We start from the raw sequence: 13,590 nt of genomic DNA on the forward strand, positions 1-13,590 counted from the left end.
GCAATGAGCTGAGTCGGACGTCCTGTTTTTTTGTCGTTTTCATCAAAAAAGCAGGAAAAAAGTATTGCTTTGTAAGATTGTTTCATTATAGAATAGTTTCACAGAAGAATAGTTCGTTAAGTGAACTATATAGATTTGGGAAAGGAGAATGAAGAATGAGTACACCGGATGCAAAAAGTTTGGTGAACCGCTATTTGGATGCTTCCTTTATGGTCAATAAGCGGTTTGATACGCGGATACGTGAACAAGTGGGGCAGACCATAACGACCGATCAGTTCTGCGCACTTCGTCTGATTGAAGAGAAACCTTTCTGCACGCCCTCTGATCTTGCAGAGCTTCTATGTATAGGTAAGAGTAGCATTACCGCTTTGGTCAACAAGCTGGTGGATCGCGATCTGGTCCATCGTGCCGGAGATGAACGTGACCGCCGCGTTGTATATCTGACACTGACGGATACCGGACGACAGGTATACAGGGAAACAGAACAGGAAATACAGCAGATTCTGGAGCCGTATCTGGTTCATTTTAAACCGGAAGAAGTCCGAATTTTCATTGAATCTTTTGAGAAGCTTGCAGCTTTGCTATCGCATGAAGGAGGACGGGAGAACGAATGAGAACGATACTAAAAGCAAGATGGTGGTTAATGGGGCTATGGGTTGTTGTAGCTGCCGTGTTGATGTTTACCGCCCCTAACATGAGTGAACTGATTCGGGAAAAGGGACAGTTTTCGGTTCCGGAAGGGTACTCTTCCACCCAGGCAGCAGCGATTCTGAATGAAGCTGCAGCACAAAAAGGAGAACAACAGGGGAGCCAGATCGCCCTTGTATTCTATAATCCCGATGGGCTGGGCACCACGGGGAAACAAGAGGCAGAGAAGGCCGTTAAGCAATTGGAGGCCGACAAGGAGAAGCTGGGCATTCTGTCCATTCTGGAACCTTTCTCTCAGCCTGAACTGTCCGAGAAGATGATCTCAGCTGATGGCAAAACGATTCTAACATCGCTATCCATTGATCAGGGAGATCGTACGGTCAAGGAAATGCGGGAAGACCTGAATGAAGCATTGAAGTCCGTCAATGTGGAGCACTACATAACCGGTAAAGGTCTGATTGATGAAGACACCATTGAAAGTTCACAAGAGGGGCTTAAGAAATCGGAATATATTACCGTTGTCTTTATTTTACTCATTCTGTTCCTGGTCTTCCGTTCGTTTGTAGCTCCGTTTGTCCCGCTGCTGACGGTAGGGATCAGTTACATTGTATCGCAACAGATTGTTGCATTCCTGGTGGATGGGCTGGACTTCCCGATATCCACGTTTACACAGATCTTTATGGTCGCAGTCATGTTTGGGATTGGTACGGATTACTGCATCCTGCTGATCAGTCGGTTCAAGGAAGAACTGGCTCATCATGAGAATACGTGGGATGCCATCATTGCTACCTATCGTACTGCCGGTAAAACGGTACTCTTCTCAGCACTAGCTGTGCTGGTTGGATTCATTGCGATTGGCTTTGCCCAGTTTATGTTGTACCGCTCTGCGGTTGCCGTAGCTGTAGGTATTGCTGTGATGATGCTTGCCTTGGTGACCATCGTGCCATTCTTCATGGCGGTGTTGGGCAAGAAGTTATTCTGGCCGTCGAAGGGTTCACTTGAACATGCGGAGAGCAAGATCTATGGTGCAGCTGGTCGCTTTTCACTAAAACGTCCATGGGCTGCGCTGCTCATCGTTGCAGCTGTCTGTGTGCCTCTTCTGGCAACCTACGATGGCAAACTGTCCTTCAACAGTCTCGATGAGATTGGTGAGAAATATGATTCCGTAAAAGCATTTAACATTATCTCTGACAGCTTCGGTCCGGGTGAATCACTGCCGGGTCAGATCGTCATCCAGAACGATGAAGAGATGGATAATGCAAAGTATATGGCCGTTGCCGAGAAAATTAGCCGGGAAGTAGAGAAAGTAGCCGGAGTCTCTGGTGTCCGTAGTATGACACGACCTACGGGTGATGAGATTAAAGATTTTGAAGTTACACAGCAAGTGGGAACATTATCGGATGGACTGGGTGAAGGCAAGACGGGTCTGGACAAAATCCGTGATGGCCTGAGTGAAGCCAGCAGTCAGCTAAGTAAAAATGAACCACAGTTAAAAGAAGCTGCTGATGGAGCAGGTGAACTTACCAAAGGAACCTCCCAGTTGCAATCGGGTATCACGCAACTCAGTGAGGGACTAGGGCAGATTGAAAAAGGTATTCGTGATGGTTCCGCAGGTGCGGGTGATCTGAAAGCCGGACTTCAGCAAGCCAAAACGAGTGCAGATCAGCTTGCGCAGGCGAACAATCAGTTGCTTGAAGCCTATCGTCAGGCGGGAGCAGGGGTCTCTGCACTGGGGGATGGAACCCGCGAACTGGAACAACAGCTGAACGGGGTTTCAACAGCTCTAACCAGTCTGTCCGAATCCTTCACAGCACTTGAAGAGCGGTATCCTGAATTACAGCAAGATGCTGATTACCAGCGTATCAAAGGTACGATTGGTGAAACAGGTTCTGGCACAGCGCAGCTTGCTCAAGGTTTGGGTCAGATTAAGACCAAGCTGGGGGAAGCCGCTGCTGGAATTAATCAGGCCAATGAAGGGTTTGCCTCCGCAGCAGCCGGACAAAAGGCGCTTGCCGATGGCCTGGGCCAGATTGTAACGGGAATTGGTCAGTTGCAATCCGGTCTCAAACAGGCTGCAGATGGTCAGGGCAAAGTGATTAGTGAAATTCCTTCCATTCAGGATGGACTTGGCCAGCTTCAGGGTGGTCAGGAGAAAATCCAACAAGGCTTCTCGGATCTGAGTGGTCAGCTGACACAACTGACAGATGGACTGAATCAAAGTGTCGATGGTATTAAACAGGTATCCGGTGGACTGGATTCAGCGCAGGACTACCTGACGCAATTGCAAAATTCACCAGATTCCGATCTGGCAGGCTGGTACGTTCCTGATGAAGCACTGAACAGCAAAGACTTCACACAGGTATTTGATACGTATCTGTCTGAAGATCGGAAAACGATGACGATTGATGTTATTTTCGCCGAAAATCCATACGGAACAGAAGCCATTGATCGTGTTCCTGACATTGAGGCGGCAGTACATCGCGCGGTACAAGGCAGTACACTTGAAAAAGCAGATATCGCCATAGGTGGCGTTACCAGCACGTTTGCAGATTTGCAGGAGATCTCGAATAACGACTATACACGTACTGTAATGCTGATGCTGGCAGGCACATTTATTATTCTGGTCGTACTGCTTCGCTCGGTCATTATGCCATTGTATCTGATTGTTTCCTTATTACTGGCTTATTTCACATCGATGGCGTTAACCGAAGTGATCTTTGTTAATATCCTCGGATTCGCAGGCATTAGCTGGGTTACTCCGTTCTTCGGATTTGTTATGCTGATTGCACTTGGTGTGGATTATAGCATCTTCCTGATGGACCGTTTCAATGAGAACAAAGGTATGAAAGTACAGGATGCGATGTTGTACGCGATGAAAAACATGGGCACCGTTATTCTATCTGCCGCAGTCATTCTGAGCGGTACATTTGCTGCGATGTATCCATCCGGTGTTCTCTCGATGATGCAGATTGCCACAGTAGTCCTTAGCGGACTGATCTTGTACTCTCTGCTGTTCCTGCCATTCTTCGTCCCAGTGATGGTGAAGATGTTTGGCCGGGCCAACTGGTGGCCGTTCCCGAACAAGGAACAATCAGATTCCGTTGATTCGGATCGGACCATAGGCATGTAATGCATTGTAATGGATCAGGCTCTGCCGCGTTATGCGGCAGGGCTTTTTTCTTTTTTTACCTCTACAGAAGAACAGTGGTCTTGTGCAGCAAAAGAAAGGTGCATGCCTAAGGACACCATCCCGCGCCTTGTCTTGCCACTCATCATAAGATATAGAGCAGTTCATTATTGTTCAGAGAAATCACAGCAGAGAGGGGCGACGGGATGGTATATCGATATGTGGCTATAGGAGATTCATTAACGGTAGGTACAGGAGCGTTGCTGGGCACCGGCTTTGTTCCTTTATATCGGCGAATGGCAGAAATGAATGTTCGTACGTTTGTATCCATGGAAAATATGGGCGTGAATGGACTGACGTCGGGGGAAATGTTGCAGATGATCTCTTCGCATCCCCGAGTGCGGCAATCGCTCCGTGAAGCGGATATCATTACCATATCCATTGGCGGGAATGATCTGATTCGTACGTTCAAAGCAAGTAATGGCATTCCAAATGCCAGCAAAATGACACAGGTGCTCGGAGAAACCCGCAGTAATGTATCCCAGATCATGCGGCACATTCGGCAGTTAAAGGGCAACCATGAGTATATGGTCCGATCCATCGGATTGTACAACCCGTATCCACAAGCGACGGAAGCTGCGTACTGGGTGCGCCAATATAATTCGTTTTTGAATGGAGCGGGATCAGGCAACTATGCGTGTGCTCAGGTGTATGACAGGTTTGAAGGTCGTGAACGTGAACTGTTGTTCTGGGACAGAGTGCATCCCAATGCAAGAGGGTATCGTGTCATTGCGGAGCAGCTTAATCGGACGGGATATTATCCGTTCTCTTGATCACTTTGGAACAGAACTAGACCAAGCGATGGACTTCCTTTAAGATAAATAAAAGACAGTTCCATTTTGTGAGATAAAGGGGTTAATTTTTGGTGCAAAACATCGATTCCGGTTCCCTCCATCCTTCAGAGCAGCAGCGTATATCCGAAGTGTTGGCCTTATATGGTTTTACATCGGATTGGAAAGGCGAGCGGGGAAAGGGTGGGATGAATAATTCTACTTACATGCTCCATGTAGACGGGACTAATTACGTCATGAGACAATATGAAACACATAATGATCCGATGAAAATCACCTTTGAACACGAGGTGCTGGAAGCCCTCCAACGTTCGAACTTTAAGCTTGATACACCTTCACCTGTAAGGCGGTTATCTGGTGAGAGAGGTACGTTCCTTCCTGTAAAAGATACCCTGACAGGTCATACCAAAATCGTGACTCTGTTTCATTATAGGGAAGGCGTCAATCCCATCTGGCATACACCAGATCAATTGATAGGGCTCGGTAAAGCGGCGGGGGCCCTGTCTTATGTTATGGCTACGCTGGATATACCACTTGAACCTGTGTATCCACCATATTATCGAATTCAGGATGCGTATCCGCTCTGTTCACCAGAACGATTATTACAGCTATGCACATCGCCGCCGGAGCAATTGGCCTCATGTGCAAATGAGTTGAAGCAACTGAGAGATGCGCTGCCAGATCTGTTTGAAGCCCTGCGGGGAATGGAACATCTGCCGCATCAATTGGTTCATGGGGACGTGAATGCCTCGAATGTATTGGTAGATCAGCAGGATGGTGAAATCTGTGCCATTTTGGATTTTGAATTTGCGACATGGGATTTGCGGGTAATGGAGCTGGCTGTTCCGATGTCTGACCTCCTTACCCTGGACAAGAGTGAAGATTGGATGTGGCAGGCACAGGAGGGACTGATCAGGGGATTTCGGGAACAGGTCAGCCTGAAACCGGAAGAGTTGCTGGCCATACCTCGATTGATTTTGCTGCGTAGTCTGGATGTGGTCATGCATTTCATCAGTCGGATGTTCGAGGGTACAGATGAGCCGGAAGTGGCTGTGGAGCAGATTGTGAAGCTCAAACAGCGGATCGACTGGATGCATCTCCATGAAGAACGACTGCGTGAGATATTGGTGTATTAATATCGTTATTAAAAATAAAGTGCACTGGTACTGCTCATACGAGGGCAGAGATCAGTGCACTTTTATTGGTTAGAAAAGTGATATATGAAGATTACAGCGTATAGCGAATGACATTACAATCCACGTTTGCGGAACCAACTGCGGACAGCCCAGCGGCGCTCCTGACGTTTTTTGTATTTGGGCAACGAACGATAAACGTTCAACGATTGCTCGTATGCCTGCTTCGCGTCTGCATTGCGCCCAAGGGAACGGTGAACCGAACCGAGCAGATAATAGGCTTCACTGGAAGAGGAATGAATCTCCTGAAACTGATGCACATAATCCAGCGCTTTGTCCTCATGCGTATCTTTGAAGGCTCCAGCAAGGGTTAGGTACGGGCGTCCGTACTTAACTCTGGGGTTGATCTCGAGTGCTTGCAAAATATGACGTTCGCCTTTTTCGATGTTGCCCAAATGAAGCTCAGTTGTTCCTAATGCCTCCCAGTACTCAGCTGATTGCTCGTATGGGCGTTCCAGTTCAAGCAATAACGCATGTGCCTCACTGTAACGCTTGCGCTCAATTAACAGGCGAGCCAGTTCCAGCTTGGAGGAAACTTCATTGGGACTCATGGCAAGCTGTTGCCGAAGCCGGGAGATGTTACGCATACGTTTGAGAGGTTTCGTGAAGCTTGGGAACACCCCAACGTAACGACGATCCAGGAAATACAGTATAACGAGTAAAATGAGGATGGCAATGAACGGATTACCTACAATCCGCCATAGAAGGCCAAAGATAAGAAATTTAATAAGCACAGGTTCAACTCCATTTATGATGTAATCGCGTTTCGTACACTTAAAATATATTTCGACTGATCCAACGGGTTAACTCCTCTGCGTTTGCGAGTATGATTCACATCCGCAGAACAATCTTGATATCCGGCAAACGAAGTCGTAAGCATCCCGCGGCCGCTTGTCTCGGAACGCAGTTTCACCGGATAATCCATTGAGGTGGCAAGAGGCATAACTCCTTCAATAATACAACGTCCGCTACCTATGACGGGGGCTTCGAAGGTTGCCCGCATATGTACCAGATCGCTAAGGGCCTTACCGCCGTATTCTTCCGGGACTGTCAGCCGGAACTGAAGAAGGGGTTCCAGCAAAGTAGTACCTGTTCTCGACAATCCATCCATGATTCCCATAGGCGTGGCTACAACAAAATCCAGCGGATGCGTATGCCAGACATGATGTTCCCCTTCCACCAGCGTGATGCGCAGATCGGTTACTTCCCAACCGAGCATACCTTGAGACAAGGCTTCCGGAATTCGTCGTTCAACTTCATTCTGATAACGTAACAGCAGATCATCTGTCCTTACGGTTGATGAATAGATCAGACCGCTTCCCCGAGGTAAAGGTTCAATCTTGAAGCGGAGGATGGCCCAGCAGGGCTTAGGCATCGTATAAGCGATGTAACCTTCTCCAGCTGCACGAGGCGTTTCCTTATAGATAACGGATGGCGGATCGAACACGACATCCAATCCGAAACGACTCAGCAACAGGCTGGATAAAATCTCAAGCTGAATGGTCCCCATGACCTTGAGATGCAGTTCTCGTTCCTCCGGCAACCATTGCAGGTCGAGTAAGGGGTCTTCATCCGTCAACTCTTGCAATGCTGCGACAAGATCGGGGTAACGTGCCGGGTCCTTGCCATGTACTTGTACGGTCAGCAAAGGCACAGCCATCTGTGGCAGAGGAGGTACACCTTCAGGATTGCCGATAATGTCACCCACATGTGTGTCACTCAGTCCGTACAGCGCAGCAATCTGTCCCGCGTGAACGGCACCGGTATCCGCCCATTTTCGTCCATCCATGCGGCGAATCTGCGTCACTTTCTCTTCAAGCTCCCGCGTCGAATTATGGATGGTATCCCGATTGTGTAAGCTGCCACCATACATACGGACGTAAGCCGTGCGTCCCATCGTACGGTCACGTTCAATCTTGAATACAACACCCGATACGGGAGAATCCACTGGTTGTGCAGGTGGGGGCAGGAATGCAAGGACTGCGTCCAGCAATGCCGTGACGCCAATTCCTTTGCCGGAAGCCCCATAACACACAGGGAACATCTCACCCTGATGCACATACCGCAGGAATGCTTCATTCAGATCCCTTTGCGATAACGGAGTCTCCTGGATGTAGGCTTCCATGACCTCTTCGTCCAGCTCGGCAAGTATCTCGACCAGACCTGGAATGGAAGGTGTGCCATCTGACAGAGAATCTTGATTCGGGTTCCATAGGGAGTCGATGCCATGAAATGAATCTTCATGGAGCTGATACGCTTGGATTTCGCATGCGAAAGGGGACAGGGTGGAACGAATCTGCTCCATTACCGCTGGGGCAGATGCGCCAATCCGATCCATTTTATTAATATAAATGATGGTTGGGATGCGAAGTGAACGAAGGGCATGCCAGATGGCTTCACTCTGGGACTGAATGCCTTCAACTGCCGACAGAATGAGAATAGCGCCATCCATTACCCGGAGTGTTCGCTCTACTTCGGAGCTAAAATCAATGTGACCAGGCGTATCAATGAGGTCAATGATGGTGTTCTTCCAGATCAGAGAGGTCATGGCTGCCTGAACGGATATGCCACGTTCTTTCTCAATCTCCAGGGAGTCTGTGGCTGTTGTTCCGTCATCTACACGTCCCGGACTTCGGACGACACCACTCTCAAATAACATATGCTCGGTGGTGGTTGTTTTCCCCGCATCCACATGGGCGAAGATACCAATATTCCTGTGATTTAATTCGTTTAACATGGAATGCTAAGCTCCTCTGACAACGGAATGCAATGTTTCCGACAAGTAATAATCCAGATTATCATACCACATCTTCCATATGGAAGAATATGTGGATATATATGATTAGGCCCAGGCACCTATGTTCCAGTCTGGTTCTATTTTAACGAGAACTGTTCATGGTTCTGCGGTATGCTGCGGGTGTTGTACCGGTTAATTTTTTGAATTGACGGTAAAAGTGGGGCAGGCTGTCGAACCCGCAAGCATCGGCAACGGCTGCCATCGTCTCATCACCTTGCACCAGATGCTCTTTCGCCATAATGACCCTTCGTGCTAATGCGTAATCCGTTAGAGTCATTCCCGTGTATCGTTTGAAGGCACGACTGAAATGGGCAGGGGATACAGAGGCGTGCTGCGCCAGTTCAGGGAGGGACAGGCCATTCCGAAGGTTATCGTCAATATGAGAGATCGTAGAAGAGAGCCATGAGGGACCTGGAGCGGATTTACCCGGATTCGCAGGTCCCGCAGCTTCCAGACGTTCCAGAAAAATGAGCAACAGTTGCAGCCTTAACAGGGCCGCATGTGCGCTTAGATGATGACCGAGCTGGAATTCGGTCTGAATATTATCAATGAGGGTGGCCACCTGTGATTGCTCCTCTGTGTTCAGATGCCTCTTATACACGCGTTGTTTACGACAACGTTCAAACAGGCTTAGCAAGGAAGAAGCAGCGCCTCCAGCGGTCGATGCCAGCAAGCCCGGGCTGAAGAACAATGCGGAAGATGTGACAGGATTGCCTGCATCCGGCAAGGCTCGGTGAACCGTGCTGCCCGGTATAATGAACAGATCTCCTTCTTGCATATTCTCAAGTCCCGTATCAATAAAGATGCTTCCCTGACCCCGATATACATAGATAATTTCATGCCAGTCGTGAAGGTGATCTGGCAATTCGTTCTGAGGGGATTTGGTATCGCTGTACACCAGGCGGAACGGAATACCGGATTCTGCTTGAATAGTCGTACGAACAGGTGAACGTTCCATAAAGACTCCTTTCCAGACGATCGTCTTCAACGAGATGTTATACCTGGTCATGAGAGAGTATATTTACCGCAATATAAGCAATTTAATTTCCTTTTATTGATGATACAATGAATTTAAAGCGTTTACAATAAAAGGGTGCAGAGCCTTCGAGCTGCATTCCGACAGTACAAATAATCGATGAGGTGAGTGTCCATGTCGGCAAGCACAAAACGGCCAAGGTTGAAGCTGAATTTACTGGGGAGCGATGGTCAGCGCAAGTGCAAGGAGATTATGGAGCGTCCCGTGAAGGTTTTGCAGATTGGAGAAGGTAATTTCTTGCGGGGATTTGCAGACTGGATGCTTCATGAGAGTGCCAGACAAGGCAAATTCCATGGAAGTGTAGCTGTTACCCAACCACGACCGGGAGGCAAAGCCAAGCTGGAGCAGATTCGTGATCAGGATGGATTATATACGATGATTACGCGTGGGCTGTCTCAAGGAAAGCCGGTTGAGCGGACAGAGTTGATCTCCATTTTCTCACAGTGTATCAATCCGTATGAGGAATGGGATGCCTTTCTGAACTTGGCGGAACTGTCTTCACTTGAGTTCGTTATTTCCAATACAACCGAATCAGGATTGAAATATACGTATGCGGACTATATCGAGGGTGAACCCGTCCAATCATTTCCGGGGAAATTAACGGTTTTCCTGCATCAGCGATATTTGAAATTTGATGGTGATCCATCCAGAGGTTTGATTCATCTGCCATGCGAGCTGCTTGAAGGCAATGGTGATGTGCTGCGCAGTTGTGTCCTCCGTCATAGTAAGGATTATGGGTATTCGGATGGCTTCCGTTCATGGATCGAGAACCATAATCACTTCCTGAACAATCTGGTAGATCGAATCGTAACAGGTGCGCCGACCCAGGAGGAAGCCGATTCCCTGACGAATCGCTGGGGGTATGAGGACCAGTTGATTAATACGGCAGAGCCATATCATTTCTGGGCCATTCAGGGTGATGAATCATTGGACAAAAAACTTCCTCTCAAGCAGGCAGGTCTCAATGTACATTGGGTGAAAGATCTGAAGCCTTTTCAGGTACGCAAAGTTCGTATTTTGAATGGGGCGCATACCTTAATGTCATCTCTAGGCATTCTGCAAGGCAAGCAACATGTGAGAGAAACGATGGAAGATCCACATTTTGGCACATGGATCAGGGAAGCTGTGCATCAGGAGATCGTACCTGCTCTGGATATGCCCGATCATCAGCTGGACCAGTATGCAGAAGAAGTGTTCGAACGGTTCCTTAACCCATATATTGATCACAAATTGCAAGATATTGCTTTGAATACGATCGGAAAATTCAAGGTGCGTGTGCTGCCAACACTTTTGTCTTACGAGCAAAATCAGGGAAGTTGGCCAGAACGTTTAATTCAAGGGTTTGCTGGATTATTGTGTCTCTATCGTCCGGTAAATACGCCAGAAGGTTACAAGGCACAACGACTGAATGGAGAGGACATTTTGCTGCGGGATGACCCGGATGTTCTGGCTACTTTGGCTGCACACTGGGACGGTTATGACACGCTTAACAGGGATCAGAACCAACTGGATAACCGGGTAGCGGCTGTGTTGTCAGATACCCTGATCTGGGGCGAAAATCTGGATGCAAGAGAAGGGCTGCGTGCAGCACTTGTTCGTGAAATCGGATTGTTGGAAGGTGAAGGGAAATGAACACAACAAGTACAATCAATGACTGGATTGCCATTCAACCACAGGATGATGTCATTATAGCGCTTCGGGATTATGCGAAAGGAGAATGCATTACCCTGCCAGACGGTGTTTCTTTTACCTTGCTGGATGACGTGCCCAAAGGGCATAAGATTGCTGTGCATACCCTGGCACCGGGTGATGATGTGATGAAGTATGGTTTCTCCATCGGGATTGCCCAAGAGCAGATTGAGCAGGGAAGCTGGATTCATAGTCACAACCTGAAGACGGGTCTGCACGGATTGCTTGAATATGAGTATCAGCCGGGCGCGCAGGTTCAGACGGACATGCCTCCGGAACATCTGCGCTCATTTGATGGATATTTGCGCCCCAATGGTGACGCAGGTATTCGTAATGAGATCTGGATTGTGAATACGGTTGGATGTATCAATAAAGTTTGTGAAGCTTTGGCACGTATGGGTCAGTCCCAGTTTGGAAGCCGGGTAGATGGTGTATTTCACTTTCCGCATCCATTCGGGTGTTCACAACTTGGCGATGATCTGAAGTATACACAACAGTTGCTGGCCTCCTTGGTGGAGCATCCGAATGCAGGAGGCGTGCTCGTCATCGGTCTGGGCTGTGAGAACAATCAGGTCGATGAATTCCGTGAGTGTATTGCTCCGGAATACCGAGGCAAAGTACGGTTTCTCAAAGCACAGGAAACGGATGACGAGCTTGAGGAAGGGCTTCGACTGATGGAAGAACTTGTTGAGATCGTTGAACATGAACAACGGCAGCCGCTTCCGCTCAGTAAACTCAAAATTGGTTTGAAGTGTGGCGGTTCCGATGGTTTATCCGGCATTACAGCTAATCCGCTGGTCGGTGCAGTTGCTGATATGTTGGTTGCTGCCGGGGGTACGGCTATTCTGACGGAAGTTCCGGAGATGTTTGGTGCGGAGACGATCTTAATGAACCGTGCTGCCAATGAGCAGGTATTTCACGATTTGGTGGACCTCGTGAACGGCTTCAAGCAATATTTTGTGAACCATGGCCAGAACATCTATGAGAATCCTTCACCTGGGAATAAGGCTGGTGGCATCACAACGCTAGAGGAAAAGTCACTTGGATGTACGCAAAAGGGAGGACGTTCTTCCGTAGTCGACGTTCTGCGTTATGGCAAACGTGTAACTCAGACCGGTCTGAACATTGTAGAAGCACCGGGTAATGACCTGGTATCTGTAACGGCACTGTCTGCGGCGGGTGCACATATTGTGCTCTTCACAACAGGGCGGGGGACTCCATTCGGAGGCCCGGTACCTACAGTCAAGATTGCGACCCAATCCGATCTGGCGAATCGCAAAAAACACTGGATTGACTTCAACGCAGGCCAGCTGTTGGAGGGGCAGACGATGGATGAGGTGAAAGTACAGCTGTTCAGCCAACTGATTGACATTGCTTCTGGGCGGTCACACACACTTAGTGAGCAGCATGGATTCCGGGAGATTGCCATATTCAAGGATGGCGTAATTCTCTAAATCCATTGTCGATGGGGGCTGTTGATCGTCTGGGTTACATTATATGGTGAACCACAGCCAATTCCGGTTGAAATTTGCACTACAACCGGAATTGGCTTTATTTAGATTCCACGGATGCCAAGCGCTTTGGCGATGCTTGATAATGCGGCTGGTGAGGCATGTTGTTGCAGTTGAGCAACCAGCAGTTCACGCGCCTCTGCAACGCTACCTTCAAACGGCTTAATGCCATGACGTTGCATCCAGTGATCTGCGGTTTCATATGCGGAGCTGTTCCATGCAACTTTGCCTTCTGCGAGCCCTTCTTTTTCTTTGGTGCCACTAATCACAATGGCTGCACAGCCCTGAAGGTCCAGAAGTCCACGGTCAAATGTTTTTTTGTCCTCTTTTGCCCCGAAACCGGCTTGTGATCGCAAGGCACGTCCATCGATGCCTTCCTGTTCTGCAACTAACGCATGGAGTTTGAACGCTTCACGGGAGAGCAGACCCGCTTCATACTGTTCCTTGATGGTTCTGGAGTCGGCAAGCAGTCGGTGTACCCAAGGGAAATATTCAGATGAGACAAGAAGCGCTTTCTTTTTGACAAATTTTCCATATGCAGCAATGCCCTCTTCAGCCAGGCGTGAACGCCATAACCAAGGATCGAATTCATCATCCTTGTGCCAATGTTCTTTGGGGGTTAGCGATGACAGAGAAGGATAATCGGCAAATAGTGGTGCCAGAGGCAGCAGCCCTATAGACTGGATACGCTGTACTGCTTCTTCGTACGTTATAACGGCTTCATATGTCATGATATCA

The 13,590-nt window shown here is 48.5% G+C and carries 10 protein-coding genes; 6 read left to right on the forward strand and 4 right to left on the reverse strand.

Annotated features, from left to right (window positions below; genetic code table 11):
- Positions 1-155 precede the first annotated feature (155 nt).
- The 4 genes from V6668_RS10955 to V6668_RS10970 all read left to right on the forward strand — a co-directional run bounded on the left by V6668_RS10955 (position 156) and on the right by V6668_RS10970 (position 5,762).
- Positions 156-614, forward strand: coding sequence for a MarR family winged helix-turn-helix transcriptional regulator (locus V6668_RS10955; RefSeq protein ID WP_036609512.1), 459 nt, complete (start codon positions 156-158; stop codon positions 612-614).
- Complete coding sequence (locus V6668_RS10960; RefSeq protein WP_338708410.1) at positions 611-3,778, forward strand: MMPL family transporter; 3,168 nt, start codon at positions 611-613, stop codon at positions 3,776-3,778. Before V6668_RS10955 ends, V6668_RS10960 begins: the two co-directional genes overlap by 4 nt.
- Before the next feature lie 203 nt (positions 3,779-3,981).
- The gene (locus V6668_RS10965; protein WP_017689264.1) at positions 3,982-4,608 is read left to right on the forward strand and encodes a GDSL-type esterase/lipase family protein; all 627 of its coding nucleotides are present in this window, start codon (positions 3,982-3,984) and stop codon (positions 4,606-4,608) included.
- Between the two features lie 92 nt (positions 4,609-4,700).
- The gene (locus V6668_RS10970; protein WP_338708411.1) at positions 4,701-5,762 is read left to right on the forward strand and encodes a phosphotransferase; all 1,062 of its coding nucleotides are present in this window, start codon (positions 4,701-4,703) and stop codon (positions 5,760-5,762) included.
- A 113-nt stretch (positions 5,763-5,875) separates the two neighbouring features.
- Here the strand turns inward: V6668_RS10970 and V6668_RS10975 are convergent, their stop codons facing one another.
- The 3 genes from V6668_RS10975 to V6668_RS10985 all read right to left on the reverse strand — a co-directional run bounded on the left by V6668_RS10975 (position 5,876) and on the right by V6668_RS10985 (position 9,625).
- Positions 5,876-6,553: a tetratricopeptide repeat protein gene (locus V6668_RS10975; protein ID WP_026081149.1), complete on the reverse strand. Its 678-nt coding sequence runs from the start codon at positions 6,551-6,553 to the stop codon at positions 5,876-5,878.
- A gap of 14 nt (positions 6,554-6,567) precedes the next feature.
- Positions 6,568-8,556, reverse strand: coding sequence for a translation factor GTPase family protein (locus V6668_RS10980; RefSeq protein ID WP_338708412.1), 1,989 nt, complete (start codon positions 8,554-8,556; stop codon positions 6,568-6,570).
- A 142-nt stretch (positions 8,557-8,698) separates the two neighbouring features.
- Positions 8,699-9,625, reverse strand: a complete 927-nt coding sequence (locus V6668_RS10985) for an AraC family transcriptional regulator (RefSeq protein WP_083677279.1) — start codon at positions 9,623-9,625, stop codon at positions 8,699-8,701.
- 141 nt (positions 9,626-9,766) lie between these two features.
- Here V6668_RS10985 and V6668_RS10990 point away from each other — a divergent pair, with 141 nt between their 5' ends.
- Positions 9,767-11,284, forward strand: a complete 1,518-nt coding sequence (locus V6668_RS10990; RefSeq protein WP_338708414.1) for a tagaturonate reductase — start codon at positions 9,767-9,769, stop codon at positions 11,282-11,284.
- On the forward strand, positions 11,281-12,795 hold the full coding sequence (locus V6668_RS10995; protein ID WP_338708415.1) for an altronate dehydratase family protein: 1,515 nt from the start codon (positions 11,281-11,283) through the stop codon (positions 12,793-12,795). Before V6668_RS10990 ends, V6668_RS10995 begins: the two co-directional genes overlap by 4 nt.
- 101 nt (positions 12,796-12,896) lie before the next feature.
- Here the strand turns inward: V6668_RS10995 and V6668_RS11000 are convergent, their stop codons facing one another.
- The gene (locus V6668_RS11000) at positions 12,897-13,583 is read right to left on the reverse strand and encodes an AlkZ-related protein (RefSeq protein WP_338708416.1); all 687 of its coding nucleotides are present in this window, start codon (positions 13,581-13,583) and stop codon (positions 12,897-12,899) included.
- Between the last annotated feature and the right edge of the window lie 7 nt (positions 13,584-13,590).

The organism is Paenibacillus amylolyticus, assembly GCF_036894225.1.
Lineage (GTDB): Bacteria > Bacillota > Bacilli > Paenibacillales > Paenibacillaceae > Paenibacillus > Paenibacillus amylolyticus.